The sequence below is a fragment of the Glaciecola sp. MF2-115 genome (genome assembly GCF_047250385.1).
GTDB lineage: Bacteria > Pseudomonadota > Gammaproteobacteria > Enterobacterales > Alteromonadaceae > Glaciecola.
This window is the reverse complement of record NZ_JBLBVM010000055.1, coordinates 416,088-435,494: the sequence shown is the minus strand read 5'-3', so window position 1 is coordinate 435,494 and position 19,407 is coordinate 416,088. Positions and strand designations below refer to the sequence as shown.

Here is a 19,407-nt window from a genome sequence, read left to right as displayed (position 1 = left end):
CGTGAAAATATATAGTTCTAAAGAGTTTGGCAAGTGACCTAAACCTTAGGTCACTTGCTTTATTTTACTATATGAAGGTGTATTACTTTTACAGCCCTTACCTTACGATATCCATCTCTTCAATTAAGTTTTCGGCACCGTCTACTTCATCCATGACCCACAGCATAAACGGGCTGCTAACATGAATAGCGCGGTTATAACTTGGATCATAATCCCAATCGCCGATAATTGACTCGTATACACCGTCAAATACTAAACCAACGAATTCGCCTTTGGCATTCAGTGTAGGAGAACCTGAATTACCACCAGTGATATCTAGGGTACTAAGATAGTTTACGTTCACCGAGTTTAGTTTTGGATCTACATAACTACCATAGCGCTTATCTTTAATCGCCTCGCGCAACTTAACAGGTAAATCAAACTCGTCATCGCCAGGAATGTATTTCGCCAGCATACCTTCTGTGGTGGTAAATGGTGTGGCAGTTAATCCATCTTGAGGACTATATGCTTTTACATTTCCATAGGTAATACGCAAAGTACTATTGGCGTCTGCATAAACGGCTTCATTACGCGACTTTTTGAAGGCAATCAATGCTTTCATATATTCAGGACGCACCTGCTGTAGCTTACCCGATAGCGCTTTAGCTTGCTTTTCTTCAGCCATATCGTATGCAAATTGACTCACTGCATATTGCACGAATGGGTCATTGCTTTCGCGCATCTCTTGCTCAGACATAAGCATCATCGCTTTACGTGTGGCTAAATCACCCAATTTGGTCTCAGCATACATCTTATCTATTTTGGCAATAGCCTTAGTTAAATCATCCCCTTCGATGTTAAAAAATGCATCAAAAGAAGCAATTCTCTGTGCTTTCGGTAAATCAATATATTTAGCTAAGAAATGCTTGAATATTGCTTTATCAATATCAGCTACAAATCGAGAGTTAATAGCGCCCATAGATTGCTCATAACGCTTCATATCTCGCTCTTGATAACCGCGCTCTCGTTCAGCGTCAGGCTTTGCTTTCTCATGCGATAAACGAAGCAGACTCTTAGCTACGGACATCATCGTCGTTCTACCCAGATAGCCCATCAACAAATCACGTTCTTTTGTCGCTTCTGATTTCTCAATGAGTTTATTCAGCGTAATCAAACTAGCACCGTATTCAGAATTCATATCAGCATCTTTAGCTAGCCAATTTGCTAAATCAGATTCTAGTTTCTGTTTACGCGCAAGCATGTCACCCTTTTTATAGCTTTCAACCATCGAACCATAATTCTTAGCGTAATTAGCTAAACCCGCTATTGTGCTCTCGTATTTAATACGTTCGTCGCTGCCAGGTGCCGAGTTAGTCTTTATTACGTTAATGTATTCTTCTCTGTAAACTTTCGCCGTTGGATAGGTCCAAGTAAACATGTTTTCTACTTCTACTGCAGTGCGATAGCGATTCGTGCTGCCCGGATAACCTAGCACCATGACATAATCACCTTCATCAACGCCTTTAGCATTCACTTTCAAGTGAGCTTTGTTGCTGTAAGGAACATTATCTTCGCTAAAGTCAGCTGGCTTACCATCTTTACCTACATAAGCTCGATAAAATGCCCAATCACCCGTGTGACGTGGCCATTGCCAGTTATCAGTATCACCACCAAACTTTCCAATGCTCGAAGGCGGCGCATAAGCAAGGCGCACATCTCTGATTGTAAGTAATTTAATTAGTACATAACTTGCTCCGCCATGAAAGCTAGAGACTGAACAACGATAATCTTCATCACTTTCACATTCTGCGACTAGAGCCTTTCTATTTTGCTCAAGGGCTTGATAATAGTCATTTCCAGTTAGCTCTGCAGAAATGGTACCTGTTACTTTGTCAGTTACGTCAGTTAATGACTCAGTTATATATACACGACTACCTGGTGATGCTGGTAATTCTTGAGATTTAGCTTTTGCTACAAAGCCATTTTTCAGAAGATTGTTATTCTCAGAACTGTTGTGTTGAATTGAGCCATATGCGCAGTGATGATTAGTGATCACTAAACCTTGGTCTGAAATGAAACTTGCTGTGCATCCACCTAAACTAATAATTGCGTTCATAGGGAATTTAGATAAATCAGACATATCATCTGGATTTAGTTTTAATCCCGCAGCCACCAATTGCGCTTTAATATCTGGTAGCTGATGCGGTTGCCACATTCCTTCGTCGGCTAAAGCTGAACCGCAGGTCAGTGCTAAAGCACCGATTATCCATTTTTTCATTGTATTTCCTTGTCGTTTTACTTTTATTGTAGTTTTAATTTAATGCTGAATGCGTTGATAATTAATCATTCCCAGAGGAAGAACAAAACCTTGCTTTCATCAATAATAACTGCTTATTTTCGTGTGCGCATACTATTAACGCTCTATTGGCCTTCTGGCAAATTATTTTTGTAACTTTTTATTCACAGCAGCTTGTATTTCATTGCACAACAATTATTATAGACGTCCAGACGTCCACAAAAAGAGTTAAGTAATAATGTGTGTTGAGCCTTATGAACATCAACTAGAAGTCCACGATCATTGCAATGCTGATTCTTATCAACAATCAGTCATCGTAAAATCTAAAAAGCATGAGGGCAATGATAGTGAGCTAATGAATTCACACGCTGTCACCCCTGCGATGCCACTAATGAAATACTGTGCATTAATAACAAATGGCAGTGAGCAACGTTGGGTAGAAAAGCTTGTGGTGGACGAGGGACAGTTTCGAGATTATTTGAATGTAGACTATCCCTTTTTTATATGCCTATTTTGTGAAGAAAACGATGAGCTTGTAATGAATGCTAAGAATAAAAAAAAGCTGTAACGCTTTCACGTTACAGCTTTTTATTTATATGGTGCGGAAAGCGGGACTTGAATCGGCACTCCACCTTCAAATACCTGCAAATACGCTACATTTATCGTTTCTCAGGGGCATTACGGGGTATATTGAGGTTCGACAGTGATCCACTGGTGATCCAAAGCCTTTGAGAATGATAGTGTATTTTGTATTTTCAGAAACATGCAAACAAGCAATTTTACATGTGTAGCATCCTGAAAATTTTTTTAGTAACTCTCTTAGCAATACCATCAAAAGTTGCCACTTCCCTCTGTGTCATTTCGTAAATGTACTGATACTTCTCGACTACCCTCATTTTATATGTTTATTTCGATACACTGTGTTTTTATTAGCAGTTAGGTCCAACATAATCTGCTTCCCATGAGATATCAGGAGATAAACTATCCAAATTCACCACCTGATTTTCTGGTGCATTGCAACCAGGTGTGGAGACCTTAAATTCAATCCTGTAAGTTCCAAACTCTAACCCCTCAACTTTTTTACCAGATTCAAACCAATCAGTTTCAATATTAAATCCTACGACTTTCCACATTGCGCCTTTATCATTAACACTTTGAGGAGAAATAGTAACAGATATAGAACCTGAGTCTGGCGTTGTAGTCGATACTCTTTCAGATAGTTCAGAAACAACACATTCATAATCGGCTGTCGACATAACTGTTTGTGATGACCTTACGAATAATTTGTAAGGCAAGATTTTTTTGCAGTCGTGGCTTGGTAAAGACTGTGAAATATCTAAGACTTCAATTATGTAAAAACTACCTCCTTGCACCGTAATAGTATCATTGGATGAATTCCATGATGTAATAAGATCTGGATTCAAAATCCCTTCTACTTCTTCCGCTAACGTATTGTTGATTCTCCATGTTGCGCCAACAATTACAGCTACTTCTGGTTCAATTTGCACTGTGATGTAGGATTCAGTGGCGAAAACATTAGAGTAAAAGAAAGCGAAAAATATAAAGACAAATGATTTTTTCATGTTTAGTTCCTCGCTAAAAAACTATCTGGAGCATCAACAGAAACATCGCATGAAGACGCATTCACTCTTGATCTAAAACCACCATCATTAGGCAATTCATTTGTCAAAATAAAAATCTCCTCGTTTGGTCCTTCATTTACTTTAATCCTTACCGAATAGTCGCAGAATAGATTTTTGTTATCACTTGGTATAGTATTTAGGTAGCTGAATTCATAAGATGATTGGACAACCGAGGTAGTAAAATTGTTCGTGGGCTTAGAGGTAGGGAAATAATCTTTATGTCTGATATCGATGTTAAAAGCTAGCCATCCCCTACCTTTGCAGTTACAGACCCCTAAAAAGCAATCCCGACCGCAGCCCCTAATTTTACCCGAGACTTTTACACCAAAAGCACCGGATGGAACCTGGCTCGTTACTCCGGAACCACAGTTTTGAGATGTAATGTTTAGTCTCCAGTCTAAAACTGTTGGTGAGGGTCCTACACTATAGGTATCTCCTACCGGATAATTGTCATTGCATTTGCTACTTCCTGTCTCACCAAACGTGAAACGACGACTGCCTATTCTTGGCTCTTCAAATTTTGGAGTTATTGATGCATGTAAAACATACTTTATTGGTGGGAGAATGGTTAATAGTAGCGTTTGCTCTGTCCATTCTCCATCTTTTTCGCAATTCTTGATAGAAGAATTAATAGCAACATTTTGGACACTATTGTTGGTGCTTGATAACTTGACAATCAATTCGTCGCTCAAGAGTATGCTGTATTGATTTGGCAATGCTCCTCCTACAACTTCAAGCTCAAAGATTGTATCTGAGCCAAGAATACTCGCACTAACTTTTGGTGTTTCTCTATTTAAGAAATTTCCTCTTAGCGTGATAATTTCGGTTTGCTTTTTATTCTTTAAAGATGTGAGTCTTGGGATGTCATCGTTCCATACTCTAAACAAAGTGTCTGTCGCATATACCAGACGAGGTGTCTTTTTGATGCAAGGTAAATTTTTTAATGAATCATATGCTAGAATATCAGCTTCGAAGAGGGTAGTAATTGCAACTTCGGCGGCACCTCTTTCAATGGCTTCTATAGATCTTTGTGTTTGCTCAACTAATGCCAATGCGTCTTCCATCGCTCTCAGTTCTTTAGCATCCAAGTCCCTTAATACGGTATCCAGTCTATCTCCAAAAGTTGCATCCAATTCCGCTATCAACTGTGATGATGACTTTTCTACTTCTCTAATAGTCTCTCTCATCTGACCTCCTACTTGGTCAATCATCGCACTCAAATCGCCTAACATAACGTTCAATTGTCCCATGACTGACGCCACGGTAAGGGATAATGGATCCACGAAGGCGTATTGAGGAGCTGACCTCAGATCAATCTGCGGGTCTGTTTCACCGGACGCAGTTGAATTCAAATAACTCGGGGAATGTGGCGTTGGAGAGCACTCGGATTCAGGACATACAGAGCTACAACTAATTAAGAAAACAAAGCTAAATAAATAAAGTAAAATATTTTTACAGCGTTTAATGTCGACTTCCATGATGAACTCTTCTGTATGTTTTTTATACAATAATAAGTTGTGTGACAACCTTGTCAAGTGTCTTTTTTTGTAAAGAAGCAAAATAGTTAGAATTCAGTGGAGAGAATTATCTTATTTCAAATTGTTCTTTCACTGCGCATGCGACCCGTTACCCTTATCAAATATTCATGATTGTTCGATTTAATGCCGATTTTACTAACTATGCATGCGAATTTCACCTTTAGCTTTTGTAAAAAAAACTTAAAAGCAACTTGAAATAGCAGTTAACAGTAGACACGAGGATTTCAGGGTAAGGTTCACCAATGTTAAAAAGTCTAAGTCCATCAGTCTGTGCGCTTCCCCAAAATTTTGCCATCCATGGCGAGGACATAATCAAATTTTGTTAGGTAGGCTTATAAACTTATACAATGCGCCATAGCGCAAAAAGCACAAAATTTTCACTAGTTTGCTCTTTGATATCTAATTTCTCGAACTTACCTATCCAAAACAACACCTTCGCTATATAAAGAAAGTTGATCACCATAAAAATCGGATGGATGGTGACGAAAAATAGGAAACAACATAGACCCGAGTACACTAACACAAAGTCTTCTACAATTTTCTCAGCACGCTCTCGCTTCACCAGTCAATACCGCAACTATCATCAAATGAAGTATCAGAAAAACTATCAAAAGATGCATCATCGCCTATAGTGGTATCAATAAAAGAGTCATTCACAGAATGACAATCAAATTCACCACTCCCCGACATAAAGTTATTGTCAAAGCTATCTATTGCTGTTTCGCTGGCACCATAAACATTTCCACCTACATCAATCATCGAATTATCAATGAGAGGTAGGCCTGTACTTGGATTTACACCTCCAGATCCAATATTACTTGGGGTTGTTTCAATAACGTTGCTTGTATCGATAGATGTGTCGCTGCTGCATGATAATTTGGGAATGCCTAGGAAACCGGCTAATGTCATTTCATGTTTCATAAATATCCTATTAAGTTATTGTTAGCACTAGATAATTTAATGAAAACGTGATAAATTTCAAATTCTTTAACTGCAAAGTCAGCAGTAAAAATTTGCACTCCCACTCAAGAAAACATACCAAAAAGTGCCGACCAAATCGAAATTTGGCAGCACTAAAACCCTTTCAAGTTTTCACTATTTAGCGCCTATCGCCGCTTCACTGCACAATCATATATGGCTTTCCTCTCAGGTGTGTTTTGTTGGTGTATACCAGCCTGTTCTCAATAATAATTAGCGGCGGTTTGGCGGCTGATTTGTACCTTCGTATGCGCAATATCCGAATTCATTTGTTTCTAGAATGAAATGAACTCTCTTATTGACCATACGATAGAGTGTGGCACAGCAACTTTTTTATATAAAAGTCAGATTATGCTGAAACATCATTTTTTTTTGTGCTGAAAGCATGATTTTCGCATTTGTGTTGAAAACACAAACTGCAATAAACGTTTGCGAAGCAAATCAGCAAAACGCGTAGCTGCTATACAATGAAATTGTATTGCGGCGCAGCTGGCTCATGTCCGAGCGCGGACTCCCCCTATTGTCGTTTTTGCTTCAGCAAAAATTTGGTTGAGCAGTGGCACACTGTCAAGCCAAACAATAGTATCGACAGATACTCCAAGCTAGTCGGCAGACTAAACGTAAATGCAAAATGCATACGTGAGCGTCGCGAGAATGGGGGGAGTACGCGGTAGCGGACATGAGCCTTATGCTTTTATATGCCATCGGGAGACTTCACGATGAGTCAGTGCGCCAACGAAGGTTGGCATAAGCACTGACGGGCATATAAAAGCATATGAGTGATAAGACAAGGTCGTTCACTCACTGCTGAAAGCAGCATTATGTGATGATTTTCATCAGCACATTCATTTCGACTGAAATGGCACAACCAATCACCATCAATATCACTATGTAAAACAACATATGCAAGTTTTGCACATATGCATTCCCTATATAGATATTCAGTCAACAAAATATAGGAACAACGAAATGACAATTGCTGAACATCAAAACGCAAGAACGCTAGATTACTTAGATATTGATATGCGCTATACCGCTGGCAGAAATAATTATGAGACGGGGAAACTTAGACGAAAATATAGCATGATGATTTGCGGACGCTTTAAATTCATCGCGCCTGTGCTAATAAAACCTGTCTACAACATAAGTCATAGGCTAGCCCTATTACATCTAAATAAGCTAGTTGAAGAGGGCTATTTAGCTGTATGTAGAGCGCCAAGTTTCATTGATGGTCGCGTTTATGTACTCACATATTTAGGCGCGAGTTATGCGAGCCAGCTTTTACAAACAACAATACAGTTTCGAAGTGAATCAAATCCGTCGCGACAGCTAAACCACTCAACGTTATATCATGACATGATGAATGCTTACGTATTGCTTCGTGGTGTTAATAACTACAATAAAGATGGAGAATACCAACCTCTTTGGGATGGCTTTGTGAATGAGCGCGAATTCTCAAGCATTTATACTTCCAATACCACTAGAACCGTAGATGGTCTCGTGCGTGAAATCAGCAAAGACCAAACTATCGTAGCATTGGAGGTAGAGGCATCGTTCAAGAAAAAAGCAGCTCGAAAAACGATACTGTTAAAATATTTAGAGGGTATGAATGCAGGCATCTATAAGAAAGTGTTTATGGTGTCCCAGCATCAAAAAATATTTCAAGATATCAAAAGATTTCACAGTCAGCTTCTAGCTGAGTTACCGCAGATTTATGATAAAAGAACAAAGCAACCAGTGTTAACTAATGCAGATGTGCTTGTTCTAAAGAAAAGTATTATCTTTAGAACTAAGTTTTGTGATGAACTTCAAAATACATTTTACCCCTAACAAAATAAAAGCGCTCAAACGAGCGCTTAACTTAGACTATTTGTGCCGCAACAACCATAGCCTTATAGAAATCGACACAACTGCCGATATAATCGCCCCTATCAACAACCCTTCCCCTTGTAATGGAAAAGACGGGTCTAGTACCACGTCAAAAAGCACACTTATTACATATATTGCCAAGAATAAGTAAGTAAATGTCTTTGTAAGATCGCATATAAAGGTAAGTATAATCTCAATTACGTTAATTTTTGTCTTCATGCATATTTCCTAGTTAGTTAATGCATAAATAAATAGGGAACGTGCAGGCGAAAAAAAGCGCTGAACATAAGTTCAACGCTTCAAGTGTCCTTAAAAGAGGATTTGCGCAGTTACCTCTTGCCTCGACGTCACTCTGTAAATAATAATTTAACTAATTACAACGCTATGGCACGCAACCTGCTGATTGCCATCTGACTAGTCGCTTCTCGATGCTAGGTATCGAATTAGGCGCTTTTTTCGTCAGTATCAAGGTTTATTGAGACTTCTAACACTGATTTTTCGGTCAGTATTAATATATAGATTCAAGATAGGGGAATTTTTTATTAAAAGTTAGCAACTTGATTTAGCTGTTTAGTTTCGGTTTACTATATACACTTTAATTGCAGTGATGAAAAAACAGTAGGTTTCACTATGCAAACAGAAAATGATGTAATCAAAGCGGTGTGTAATTATCTAGTGGCAAATAATTACTCGATAACGCAACAGCTTATGACAGTTCAAACTGGCGTCGATATCGTAGCTACATCTCAAAACGGAATAAAGTGCTTCGTCGAAGCTAAAGGTGAAACATCTTCCAAACCTAGTTCAAGTAAATATGGGAAAGAATTTGATAAGTCACAAGTTAAGACGCATGTTGGTGTTGCTTTAGTTGCTGCTTTCAAAGTTAAAAATGAGTTCCCAAGTAGTGAATCGATTATTGCATTGCCAGACAGTTTAAATCATGTTGCGCTAGTTGAGGCTATGAGAACTCCAATTATCAGTTCTGGTATTCAAGTGCTCTTTGTTTCTGATTCTGGTTCTATTAGAAAATTAGACCCAGAGCTTTAACTATTGGCCCAAATCGCATGGTAATGAGCATCACTGTGTATCTAGTGTTTGCCGAATTCTTGAGTATGTGTACTTTCAACCAGTTTTGCATTAATAAAATGATGGAACGTTTCAACAATAAGGACATGAAATGACAACTATAGTTATTATAGGAAATGGATTCGATATTTGGCACGGTTTACCCACTAGCTATCGGAATTTTTACAAGCAATATAGTGAAGCTCTGAAAGACCATACGCATTATTTTCCTGACTTCTATGATATTGATATGGAATGGGCAAACTTTGAAGAGTCATTAGGTTCTTTCGATCAAGACAGCTTTCATGAAAATGTAACATTGCAGCCTTCTTTAGAAGAACTAGGCGACGATCCTAAACTACTGTATGGGTTTGAGGATGAAATAACAATTAAGAAGGATGAGTTAGTAGAAGCTATAACGGACGCTTTTAAAGAATGGATTAGCAAGATTGATGTACAACAAGCAACAAAATTAGTCAGTTTTCCCAATACTTTTCGATTCATCAATTTTAATTATACTACTACTTTACAAGCCATATATGGAATATCTGAGGACAGCATACTGCATATACATGGCAGGGCTAATAGGGATATTATATTTGGTCATGGCCGCGTATTTGAATCTTCGTCTTCAGATGAACCCGAAGAAATAGATGAACCGTGGTTCACTGACTCCTACAACGATGTATCGTCTGTCAACAATGTATTTTATAAACCAGTAAACGACATAATAGAACGCCACAGCGGTCAATTGCTTGGTTATGAAGATGTGACAGATGTTGTAATTATAGGCCACTCTATCAACGATATTGATATTCCATACTTTAAGTCCATTCTAGCTGCATACCCCGATGCTAAATGGAAGAACTATAACTATCAAGACATTGATGAAGGTATAGATGAAGTAGCGGAGACGCATGAAAGACTGTTGAATGCAGGGGTTCCTGAAGAAAAGCTAATATCAACTTCATCAGAAGATTTAAAGAACATTTGTCAACTTCGTAGCTAGGCATCTAAAAACCTGCTAGATTTTTTGTTAGAAGAAAGCGACCATTAGTAAATAAACTATGGCTTTGAATAACTTTACTTCGAACGCCTATTTAGTCGTGGGCGCAACCGCGACGGCGGACAATTGAAGGAAGCTACCTTGCTCCTCTTGTTAGCCTTTGCTTTATCCAAATAATCAAATAAATCCAGTCCAATATTTCTATTCTTATATGCTACAAGGACGCCAACAAAAATTATGCACATAAGAAGTATCAGGTTTGTATCCACAAATATTTTCAGGGCATCTAGGTTTAGAGGCTCTGTAGGTCTTTCAAAACCACGTTTTACAATACCGGCGAGGGGAATTAGGATGACCGAAACAAAAATCGCTGCCCATAATTTATCTGAAATACCGACGAAAGAATTTGCTAGTTTCTCAATGCTTGCATCTGATCGTTTTTTGGTGAAAGGATATTTTTTGTTCAATTTGTATTTATTCATAATTGTTCCGTGTTATTAGTCTGAATAGCCGTCTATTCAAGAATTCAAATACTGCTCAGCCATACCATCCAATCGCGACTTAAGCCCTTTCCACTCGGGCATCACCTGCGTCAACAAGCGCCAGAACTTCTCACTGTGGTTGTGTTCAGCAATGTGGCAAAGCTCATGCAAAATAACGTAGTCGATGCATTCTTTGGGTGCTTTAACTAAGTGGGGGTTAAGCATAAGGTTGCCTTTGGTTGAACAACTGCCCCATTGAGTTTTCATTGTCATAACCCTAAACGAAGGAAGTCCATCTACCCAAGTGGCTTTTTGAAGCATGTAATTTAATCTTTCCCTGAAGATATATTTTGCTCGGTATATATACCACTGCTCAAGAAGGTATTTGGTGCTTGCGCCTCTATCATTGGTTGCTGTTGGTAAAGTTACAACAAACCTACCTCTTGTTAGCTTTACTTGCCCTGCTTTTCCTTGTTGTTCGTCTTGGTCGCTAAGTATCTTTAATACATATCGTTTACCCAAATAAAATTGTGTTTCACCACTAACGTAACGCTTGGGTAATACATGTTCATTTTGCGCAGCAAACTCTTGAATATTATTCCAGACCCATCGCGCTCTTTTAGTTATGGCATTATCAATAGATTCGTCAGAGGTGTGGGCTGGTGCTGTTGCCACGACTCTTTGATCAGGGTGCACCTTAATAACTACCTTATTAGATTTTGTACTGACAGTTCTTCTAATAATTTCATACGGAATATGTTTACCACCATAGAGAAGCACTCCGGTGTTGGTAGTAGGGGTTTTTATATCTGTTGCGTTGGAAATCTTACTCATTACCTAGTTGCCCCTAGATAAACCTAAACGCGTTATTTTTAGCACTTCCTCAATAAAGTGCTGCGCTTTGTCTATTCCCAAGTCACCAAACAATAATGGTAATAGCTTCATGCTGATTGAGTTTTCAATCTCTGAAGGGTTTATTGAGAACTCTGCTACAGCATTATTGACGACCTCATCTATTTGAAAGGCATACTCTATGAGCTTAGAATTGTCCAATCCCTTGTCTTGCCTAAACTCTTCTTCAAATAGATATTTGAACAACCCGAAGTACGCCTGAGCATGCTTGTTTAAATTACCCTCATCATCACAAAACTCACTTGGGGCATCGGGTACTTTTCTTTCTTTTACCTCTTGCTCAAAATCAGCAAACATGATGTATTGTTTTACTGGTGCATCAAACATTGCCTTGGCGTCTTCTATCGCTCTTTTAAGCATTTTCGAAAAGTATTCTTGTGCATAGGGGTCATCAGCTAAGTCTTGCTCAATCATCTTGGTAATACGGCCAGTGATCTTATCTGTTTGGTTTCTTGCCTCATCATCTGACATGTCATTAGGTTTTACGTTTTTACCCAGGTTTCCCACTAGGTATGCGCCTTCTGGCTCTTTAACTTCAACTCCCGCGATATGCTTATCTAATAGGCTTTTGATGTCCTCTGCATATTCGTCGTAGTTGATTGTTTCGTTTGCGTCTTCTTTTACTTGTTTACGCAAGCCTACAAACATTTTTAGGTCTTGTTTGTATTGGTTGCATTTATTGTCCAAAGACTTATCTTCAAAGTAAGTAGCTGATTGGAGTGCTACCTTCATGCAGTTAGAAAACTCCGTTAACGAAGCGTAAAAGTCTTCCCGCTTTTTCAGGTTGGTATCAACTAGTTTTCCGTCAACGTCACTGACTTTTGGTGCTAATGTTCGTCGTAGTGCCGGACCATCTTGTTTATTCTTAATATCTGCGAATATTGCCCACAAATCGGCATGCAAGCCTGGTAGTTTCTTATATTCAGTGTCCATACGGTTATAAAGACCTTTAAGGTCGTCTATGTCAAACCCGCCCTGCGTGCGCTCCGCTAAATCTTGATATTTTTCAATAGTGGTATCTAATTCTTTGAGAATACCCCTATAGTCAATCAAATAACCAAATTGTTTTTTAGTATGCAACCGGTTTACGCGAGCGATGGCTTGAATAAGGTTATGTTCTTTTAGTGGTTTATCTATGTAAAGGACTGTGTTTTTAGGTTCATCAAAGCCAGTGAGAAGCTTATCAACCACTATCATAATGTCTGGGCCATCATCTCTGCCAAAGTCTTTTATTATCGCCTTGGTGTACTTCTTCTCATCCAATTTATCGACATTCGCTTTCCACCACTTCTGCACAACATCTTTACTTTCTTGGTCGACAACCTGATGCCCTTCACGGGTGTCTGGTGAAGACATAGCCACAACCGACGTTACCTTGCCAATCTTATCTAAGGCTGTCTTATATCGAATGGCTGATGCTTTGGAGTCACAAGCCAATTGCCCTTTTAATCCCAATTGTTGAAAGTTTTGGAAGTGATCAGAAATATCGTGAGCAATGAGTTCGATGCGTCCTTCTGACTGGTAGATTTGACCTTTTTGAGCAAACTTCTTTTTAAGGTCGTTTCGTTGTTGGTCGGTTAATGCACTGGTAATGCGATCAAACCAAGCGTCAATTGCTTTATCATTAATATTTAGCTCAGGCACTCGTTCTTCATACAATAACGGCGTAACTGTTTTGTCTTCTACTGCTTGTTGCATTGTGTAGGAATGAATAATTTTACCAAACTTATTTTCAGTTTTGTCGTCTTTTAGTAATGGTGTACCAGTAAAAGCAATAAAAGAAGCCTTAGGTAACATCTGTTTCATTCTGATGTTGTTTTCGCCGTTTTGACTGCGGTGCCCTTCATCAACCAATACAATTATATTGGGACTGTCGTTGTAGCATTCCTTATATTTCATGGCTGAACCAAACTTATTGATGATCGAGAACACAACACGCTCGTTCCCTTTACCAATTTGCTCAGCCAAGCGTTTACCCGAAGTTGCCATTGAGTCTTTTTGGTCTCTGTCGGTTAACACCCCACCTGATGCAAAGGTACTACTGAGCTGATCTTCTAAATCCACACGGTCGGTTACAATAATAACGCGACAGCTTGAAAGCTCTTTTAACCAAATGAGTACCTTTGATAAAAACACCATAGTGAATGACTTACCACTACCCGTAGTGTGCCAAATAACACCACCGTCTCTGCCGCCATTGTCATTAAAGGTATTAATTCTTTCTATCAATGCTTTTATGCCAAAGACTTGTTGATACCGCGCAACTATTTTACCAATGCTTTTATCAAACAAAGTAAAAAGCCGTGTCGTCTCTAAAAGGCGGTCGGGACTTAATAGGCTGATAACTAGTTTATCTTGATCAGTAACCGTTAAATCGCCCGCTGCAATAAGCGCTAAAAACTCATTCTTTTCCTGAACAGAACGATGTGCAAACAAATTGTCTGTTTCTTTTGTTTCTAATGTTTGGTTTTTTATTCTGGTGAAATGGGCATCGCCAAACTCTTCTTCTTTCCATTTTGCCCAAAACTTCTCTGGCGTACCGCAAGTGGCATATAACCCTTCATACCCGTTAACAGACAAGATTAACTGACTGTATGCATACAAGTGTGGTATTTCTTGTAGACCTTGATTTCTTATATGTTGCGATATTGCTTCTGCGCAAGTAGATTTACCTTCATGTTTAGAATCTGGGCGTTTAGCTTCAATCACTACCAATGGTAGCCCATTCACAAAACATACTATATCGGGCCGTCTATTACCGGTTGCTTCTGTGTTCTGTACCACCATCTCTTCGGTAACATGAAAGTAGTTATTGGCTGTTTGTTGCCAGTCAATCAGTTGAATGGTCGGTGAAGCCTTTTTACCATCAACAAACTCAGTGATACTGATGCCATACAACATAGCGTTGTATAGCTTTTCATTTGCACCTTGTAAGCCCTCGTTCATAGTAGGGTTGAGTTCATGAATGATTTTATCTATTGCAGCATCTGAAAGCTTATGGTGCTTACCTGCAAAAGGAAACGATTGCTCGGCCAAGAATGCTCGCATAATCGGTATAAGCATTACCTGCGCAGTGGACTTTTTATCACCCACAAACTTATTACCACGCAGTTGTTCACATTCATTAGGAGCAATGAACTTATATCCTAATTTAATAAGCAATGATAACGCTGGGAGCTTTGAGGCAAACTCCTCTTTAAAGTTTGCAGACTTACTCATTAAGGACTACTCCGAATATAGAATGCTCTACTTTCGAGCTTGGTGTTTGATTTATAAATAAGGGGAAATTCCCAGCATCGGCTAGTATATTTAATACTTCAGCTGCTGGATGACCATATTGATTTTTTGACCCATATGAAATAGGTACTAGTAGTCGATTTTTGAAACCAGTCAATGAACTTGAAGAAAAACTATGCTTAGAACCATGATGTGGCAACTGCACGGTGCCCACATACGGTTTAAACTCATTATAAACTTCAATGAGCGATAACTTTGTTAAATCAGTATCGCCGGTGTATATGCAACCAGGCCGCTCACTTGGACAGACACCATTCTTGCATCCATAAGAACAATACACACCAAGTATACAAAGAAAAGGAACTGTTTGGCATCCGGTGCTAGGACCTGAATAAACCAACATTGAATTCTCATTTACATTCCCGTCAATTTGAGAATAAATCTGCCTTAACTGTCTCCGCTGGTTTCGCGAGGTTATTTGATTCAATGTATGACTCGGGTCATTGCGAAGTTTATCTATGTCAAAACCGGCGTTTCCAAGCTTTTGAAGCAACTGTCTTTGCCTTAATGTATGCTTAAAGTTATAAGGGACGAAGACCCAACTGTTTTGATTTCCAAAGCTTAAAGTTACCCGACTTTCTAGCTCTTCTTTTACTAGGTCTTTTGGTGAACGGTCGTTCAAATTTACAATTTGTTCAGTCTGAGCGTTGTCATCAAATACGTTACCAGGCCTTATATATATTATTCTTGTGTCGGGACCAAATAACTGCCTCGGATTATTAAGCAGGCTTAATTGCTGTAACGAAAGCAATCGATTAATGTTTACTAATAGGTTTCTTTCTTCCTCATCCAATAAAGGCAATACTACAGTTTTGATTGATTTTACTGATTTTACGAGCGTTGAAATTGCAGAAACATGATCATAATCAAAGTGTGAAATAAACAAAGCGTCTATATCATCCTCTTTAGAAAAAGCTGCTTCAACAACTGACTTTGAATAATTAGTCAATGGCATGGAACCACAATCATAAACCACATTGAAGCCTGAGTGTTTTTCTGTATAAAACGCTCCTTGTCCTATGGGGTGAAATGTTCTTAACAAACTAAAACTACTCATCATTTTGAACTAAAAATGAAACATCGCTTGGTTCTTGCGGAGATTGCGGGACAGGTGAAAATATTGCGGCAGGCGGTAAGGGTTTAAACCATTCCTCATGAACCTTACAATTTTCACTATTAGGTTCTGGTGATGCTTGTTTGATTCTAACGTGCAGCGGCATTGAGACACAGTTGCCGAATATGATTGCTTCTCCTGGAACAGATTGTTTTATCTTATTTGCAAAATCGTCAGAAAAGTAAGGTAAAATTGCGTAAACATACTTCATATCTATTTCATTCTGAATTCTATGAATGATAAAATTTGAACATTGAGATAGAACCGTTTCAGATAATTCTGAAGGCCGCTGAGAAGATACCATTAAGTAAAGGGCATATTTTCTTCCTTCCCTGGCGATTTGTTCAAAGATGTTTTCGCGTAGTAGATATTTAGAGTCTTTTTTGATGTAACGATGCGCCTCATCTAGCACTAGGTGGATTGGTTTCTCGCGCCTTGCATTGCCCCTCAGTTTCTTCCTGTAAGAGAAGTGAAGTCTAGATGTTACCGACGTGAGAGTTTCTAGGGCGTCTTTTGAGAGTTCGCTAGTATCAATAATTAGCATGTTAGTTTGTGAAGGGATGTCAGAATTAGGTTGCCAAAGCCACTCAAAATATTGGTGAGCATTCGATGTGTTAGGCGGTCCAAACTTCATAAATGAACAGTCAGGATTGTCTAGAAAGAAATCTAACCTTGTCATCATAGTTGAAGTATACTCTCTAACTCGTCTATTACCTCTGGCATCTTCTTCCAATAAAGTTAAATTTGCAGCCTGCCTCAAAAACCTGTAATCAAAATATTGTTCAGCACTTGCTCGTATGTTTACAACTTCTTGTGCTGCTTCATAGTCAATCTTATTACGAACCTGGTCAACTGCGCTTTTAAGTTGATCATTATTGTTTCCGTATGCTACGGAGCAGTTATTGTAGAGAAGCTGAAGATCGGCATACATCCCCTCAGCTTCACATGCTTCTTTAAGACCTACATCCATGTCAATCTGTTCCGAAATACCGTAAACCACGTTTTTAGCTGCTGTCACAATTGCAGTATCGGTATCTCCTTGTGCAAGAAGCATATGCACTAGGTTGCAAACCTTAAATCGTAAATAATTTACAAATTTTACACGTTCGCTTCCCTCAAGGGTCGAAATCATATAAAACTTATAACTCTCTTGGAGCACTTTATCCCAAAATGGTCGTTGCGTAGCGTCGGTTGCCATAAGAAAAGAACACCACTCATCAATATTCATAAGAAAGTGAGGCATATAGAATGGTTCAACCCCAACTTCAGGAGCTAGCATATTTGGCTTTAGAACTCTGACTTTTATATTCGAACACTTTTCGTGGTCGGTAAATGCATTTTGATATTCCCCATTCACGTCAAAAATGAGAATCCGAGAACCTATTGCTGAATTTTCTCTCTTTTTATGAATTTCTTGAATAATATGAGCAATAGTATTGGATTTTCCGCTACCCGAGTTACCAAGCACTGCCGAATGAATGTTAAAAAACGAATTGATAGATATATCAATAGGGTAATTTATTAGATTCTTACTTTCACCCAAGTTAAAACTCTGGTGTACGCTGTCGCTTAGGTCTATATCTTTATGAGTGTGTAAAATTAACTCCATATCTTCAAAGGTAACTATGCTTACCTCGCTATAAATACTAGGAAAAATACCAACGCCGAGACTAAAACCACCTTGCCGACTGATTGTACCGACTGGTTTTAAAAGCAGCTCTCGGTTACTATCAATATCGTAAGCTGCGTCATTTAGTTTAAGGTCACTGTCAAAAATAGATATCACTTCACAGATTAGTTGCTCTCCAACAGAATTAGTTGTTTTTAGATAACTACCTATGTTGCCAAAGTAATATATCACTCCAGCCTGGTTAACCGAATTCCCTCTTATTTCAGAGGATATTTTGACTTTGAATTGATTAAAGTTAACTGAGGTAATTTTTCCAATTGTCATAAGTCACCTCTAGTAGATTTAAGCGAATCGATAAACTCTTTTAGGATTTCATTGTCTTTATTCCTATCGAGATCAGGTATTAGGTTATTAACAATATAATTGAAGTAGTGAATTTTCTCAGTCTCTGGCGCAGCACCTTCATCAGATGGCAGTTCAATCTCTCCGGATATCTGATAAATACGGCGATCAGTAAGCTTGGTTAAATTTTCATCTGGGTAATTACCAAATACAATGACACTCAAACTAGAGTTTGATGCTAAAGCTGAGTAAATTGCATTATTTATATGTTCATCACTAAAACTATAACCAATAACGATTAGTACACCATGTTGAAGTAACAACTTGTTTTGGAACTCTCTGATGAGGTCCGAATATGGAGAACCTAAACTCTTGTTTTGTTTTAGAGGGGTTGGATAAATCAGTACATTCTTTCCATTCGATGGTAGATTCGGTTTTACGTCAACCTCTTTTATGTTAAAAAATGAATTGTCTTCAGATTCAATCCAGCTGATAGAACCATGAAGTTTATATAGGTAAACCATATTTTCTAGCGGTTCATATTTCTCCATCCCTGAGTCAATCTTCCTTGAAAAGGTATATGAAAACCGCGCTGGGTTAAATGTTCGAGAAAGACCACTACTAAAACCATTGTTGTAGTTAATGTTTAAGTATCCGAGGGCTGTCTCACTTAGTAGATCATTATTTGTAGTGAATACATTAACTCTCGCCAAATCCTTGTTTCTTAATGATAGTTTTTGATAAAGCTGCTTGTATAGCCCCATCGATTTTGAAGCGGCAGCAGAGGTGCAGTCGATGTTAATTGAATTGTAGATTTGCGTTTCTATTAACTCTATCAAGAAATCATTTAATTCATCTTGTTGACCAGTACCGTTCTGGAAAGCCCGTTTAGCATAAAATGTTCCTAATATATCCTCTAGATTATTTGGGGAATGATCTTTCGCTGATTGAAATAATTCTTTTAAGTCAGCATGAGTGAGACCATTGGTAGATGTGGATAAAGCAGTTGCTGTCTGTTCACTATCTACACATCCTTGCACTATATCTATCAATTGAGCCATTGCAGGTATTGAATCTGAACTGACCCCAGCTCCCATTAAGAAGTGAAGGTTCTTTATGTTACTCAGGTCAGATAGCTTAGTCTTAATCTTTTCAAGTCCCTCATCAACAGAATCTAGTTCATTGAGTAAGCTTTCTTGTCCCTGCTTAAAAACCAAATATTCACTAGCTAATTTTTTGACGTCACTCATCGTTTT

14 protein-coding genes are annotated in these 19,407 nt (G+C 38.5%); 4 read left to right on the top strand and 10 right to left on the bottom strand.

Features of this window, described 5'->3' with window-relative positions; genetic code table 11:
- Positions 1 to 97: 97 nt before the first annotated feature.
- Positions 98 to 2,257 (bottom strand): S46 family peptidase, encoded by a 2,160-nt coding sequence (locus ACKLNX_RS15125; protein WP_412972961.1) that lies wholly within the window; start codon positions 2,255 to 2,257, stop codon positions 98 to 100.
- Between the two features lie 256 nt (positions 2,258 to 2,513).
- Here ACKLNX_RS15125 and ACKLNX_RS15120 point away from each other — a divergent pair, with 256 nt between their 5' ends.
- A complete protein-coding gene (locus tag ACKLNX_RS15120; protein ID WP_412972960.1) occupies positions 2,514 to 2,843 on the top strand; it encodes a hypothetical protein in 330 nt (109 codons plus the stop codon).
- A 361-nt stretch (positions 2,844 to 3,204) separates the two neighbouring features.
- On the opposite strand, the gene ACKLNX_RS15115 is transcribed toward ACKLNX_RS15120, so the two are convergent.
- From ACKLNX_RS15115 to ACKLNX_RS15105, 3 genes are all read right to left on the bottom strand, one after another.
- Positions 3,205 to 3,858: a hypothetical protein gene (locus tag ACKLNX_RS15115; RefSeq protein WP_412972959.1), complete on the bottom strand. Its 654-nt coding sequence runs from the start codon at positions 3,856 to 3,858 to the stop codon at positions 3,205 to 3,207.
- 2 nt (positions 3,859 to 3,860) lie between these two features.
- Positions 3,861 to 5,168 (bottom strand): hypothetical protein, encoded by a 1,308-nt coding sequence (locus ACKLNX_RS15110; RefSeq protein ID WP_412972958.1) that lies wholly within the window; start codon positions 5,166 to 5,168, stop codon positions 3,861 to 3,863.
- Between the two features lie 846 nt (positions 5,169 to 6,014).
- Entirely contained in the window at positions 6,015 to 6,377 is a 363-nt protein-coding gene (locus ACKLNX_RS15105; protein WP_412972957.1) for a hypothetical protein, read from the bottom strand.
- A gap of 1,026 nt (positions 6,378 to 7,403) precedes the next feature.
- On the opposite strand from ACKLNX_RS15105, the gene ACKLNX_RS15100 reads away from it, so the two are divergent.
- The 3 genes from ACKLNX_RS15100 (at position 7,404) to ACKLNX_RS15090 (ending at position 10,377) form a co-directional block, all read left to right on the top strand.
- Positions 7,404 to 8,264 carry a hypothetical protein gene (locus ACKLNX_RS15100; protein ID WP_412972956.1) on the top strand — a complete coding sequence of 287 codons (861 nt, stop codon included), beginning with the start codon at positions 7,404 to 7,406 and terminating at the stop codon, positions 8,262 to 8,264.
- A gap of 669 nt (positions 8,265 to 8,933) precedes the next feature.
- Positions 8,934 to 9,350 carry a hypothetical protein gene (locus tag ACKLNX_RS15095; protein WP_412972955.1) on the top strand — a complete coding sequence of 139 codons (417 nt, stop codon included), beginning with the start codon at positions 8,934 to 8,936 and terminating at the stop codon, positions 9,348 to 9,350.
- Positions 9,351 to 9,480: 130 nt separating this feature from the next.
- Positions 9,481 to 10,377, top strand: a complete 897-nt coding sequence (locus ACKLNX_RS15090) for a bacteriophage abortive infection AbiH family protein (RefSeq protein ID WP_412972954.1) — start codon at positions 9,481 to 9,483, stop codon at positions 10,375 to 10,377.
- Positions 10,378 to 10,451: 74 nt separating this feature from the next.
- Here ACKLNX_RS15090 and ACKLNX_RS15085 read toward each other — a convergent pair whose 3' ends face one another.
- Genes ACKLNX_RS15085 through ACKLNX_RS15060 form a run of 6 tightly spaced genes read right to left on the bottom strand, consistent with a single transcriptional unit; the run spans position 10,452 to position 19,401 of the window.
- Positions 10,452 to 10,856, bottom strand: coding sequence for a hypothetical protein (locus ACKLNX_RS15085; RefSeq protein ID WP_412972953.1), 405 nt, complete (start codon positions 10,854 to 10,856; stop codon positions 10,452 to 10,454).
- Between the two features lie 36 nt (positions 10,857 to 10,892).
- A complete protein-coding gene (locus tag ACKLNX_RS15080) occupies positions 10,893 to 11,690 on the bottom strand; it encodes a M48 family metallopeptidase (RefSeq protein WP_412972952.1) in 798 nt (265 codons plus the stop codon).
- A gap of 3 nt (positions 11,691 to 11,693) precedes the next feature.
- Positions 11,694 to 14,987: a type I restriction endonuclease subunit R gene (locus ACKLNX_RS15075; RefSeq protein WP_412972951.1), complete on the bottom strand. Its 3,294-nt coding sequence runs from the start codon at positions 14,985 to 14,987 to the stop codon at positions 11,694 to 11,696.
- The gene (locus ACKLNX_RS15070) at positions 14,980 to 16,107 is read right to left on the bottom strand and encodes an MBL fold metallo-hydrolase (protein WP_412972950.1); all 1,128 of its coding nucleotides are present in this window, start codon (positions 16,105 to 16,107) and stop codon (positions 14,980 to 14,982) included. Before ACKLNX_RS15070 ends, ACKLNX_RS15075 begins: the two co-directional genes overlap by 8 nt.
- A 7-nt stretch (positions 16,108 to 16,114) precedes the next feature.
- Positions 16,115 to 18,133: an ATP-binding protein gene (locus ACKLNX_RS15065; protein WP_412972949.1), complete on the bottom strand. Its 2,019-nt coding sequence runs from the start codon at positions 18,131 to 18,133 to the stop codon at positions 16,115 to 16,117.
- The gene (locus ACKLNX_RS15060) at positions 18,130 to 19,401 is read right to left on the bottom strand and encodes an SIR2 family protein (RefSeq protein WP_412972948.1); all 1,272 of its coding nucleotides are present in this window, start codon (positions 19,399 to 19,401) and stop codon (positions 18,130 to 18,132) included. Before ACKLNX_RS15060 ends, ACKLNX_RS15065 begins: the two co-directional genes overlap by 4 nt.
- Positions 19,402 to 19,407 lie beyond the last annotated feature (6 nt).

What these genes read in the sequence shown, in the direction of transcription:
- ACKLNX_RS15125 (WP_412972961.1), bottom strand. Translation starts at nt 2,257, where the DNA reads ATGAAAAAATGGATAATCGGTGCTTTAGCACTGACCTGCGGTTCAGCT.
- ACKLNX_RS15120 (WP_412972960.1), top strand. Translation starts at nt 2,514, where the DNA reads ATGTGTGTTGAGCCTTATGAACATCAACTAGAAGTCCACGATCATTGC.
- ACKLNX_RS15115 (WP_412972959.1), bottom strand. Translation starts at nt 3,858, where the DNA reads ATGAAAAAATCATTTGTCTTTATATTTTTCGCTTTCTTTTACTCTAAT.
- ACKLNX_RS15110 (WP_412972958.1), bottom strand. Translation starts at nt 5,168, where the DNA reads ATGGGACAATTGAACGTTATGTTAGGCGATTTGAGTGCGATGATTGAC.
- ACKLNX_RS15105 (WP_412972957.1), bottom strand. Translation starts at nt 6,377, where the DNA reads ATGAAACATGAAATGACATTAGCCGGTTTCCTAGGCATTCCCAAATTA.
- ACKLNX_RS15100 (WP_412972956.1), top strand. Translation starts at nt 7,404, where the DNA reads ATGACAATTGCTGAACATCAAAACGCAAGAACGCTAGATTACTTAGAT.
- ACKLNX_RS15095 (WP_412972955.1), top strand. Translation starts at nt 8,934, where the DNA reads ATGCAAACAGAAAATGATGTAATCAAAGCGGTGTGTAATTATCTAGTG.
- ACKLNX_RS15090 (WP_412972954.1), top strand. Translation starts at nt 9,481, where the DNA reads ATGACAACTATAGTTATTATAGGAAATGGATTCGATATTTGGCACGGT.
- ACKLNX_RS15085 (WP_412972953.1), bottom strand. Translation starts at nt 10,856, where the DNA reads ATGAATAAATACAAATTGAACAAAAAATATCCTTTCACCAAAAAACGA.
- ACKLNX_RS15080 (WP_412972952.1), bottom strand. Translation starts at nt 11,690, where the DNA reads ATGAGTAAGATTTCCAACGCAACAGATATAAAAACCCCTACTACCAAC.
- ACKLNX_RS15075 (WP_412972951.1), bottom strand. Translation starts at nt 14,987, where the DNA reads ATGAGTAAGTCTGCAAACTTTAAAGAGGAGTTTGCCTCAAAGCTCCCA.
- ACKLNX_RS15065 (WP_412972949.1), bottom strand. Translation starts at nt 18,133, where the DNA reads ATGACAATTGGAAAAATTACCTCAGTTAACTTTAATCAATTCAAAGTC.
- ACKLNX_RS15060 (WP_412972948.1), bottom strand. Translation starts at nt 19,401, where the DNA reads ATGAGTGACGTCAAAAAATTAGCTAGTGAATATTTGGTTTTTAAGCAG.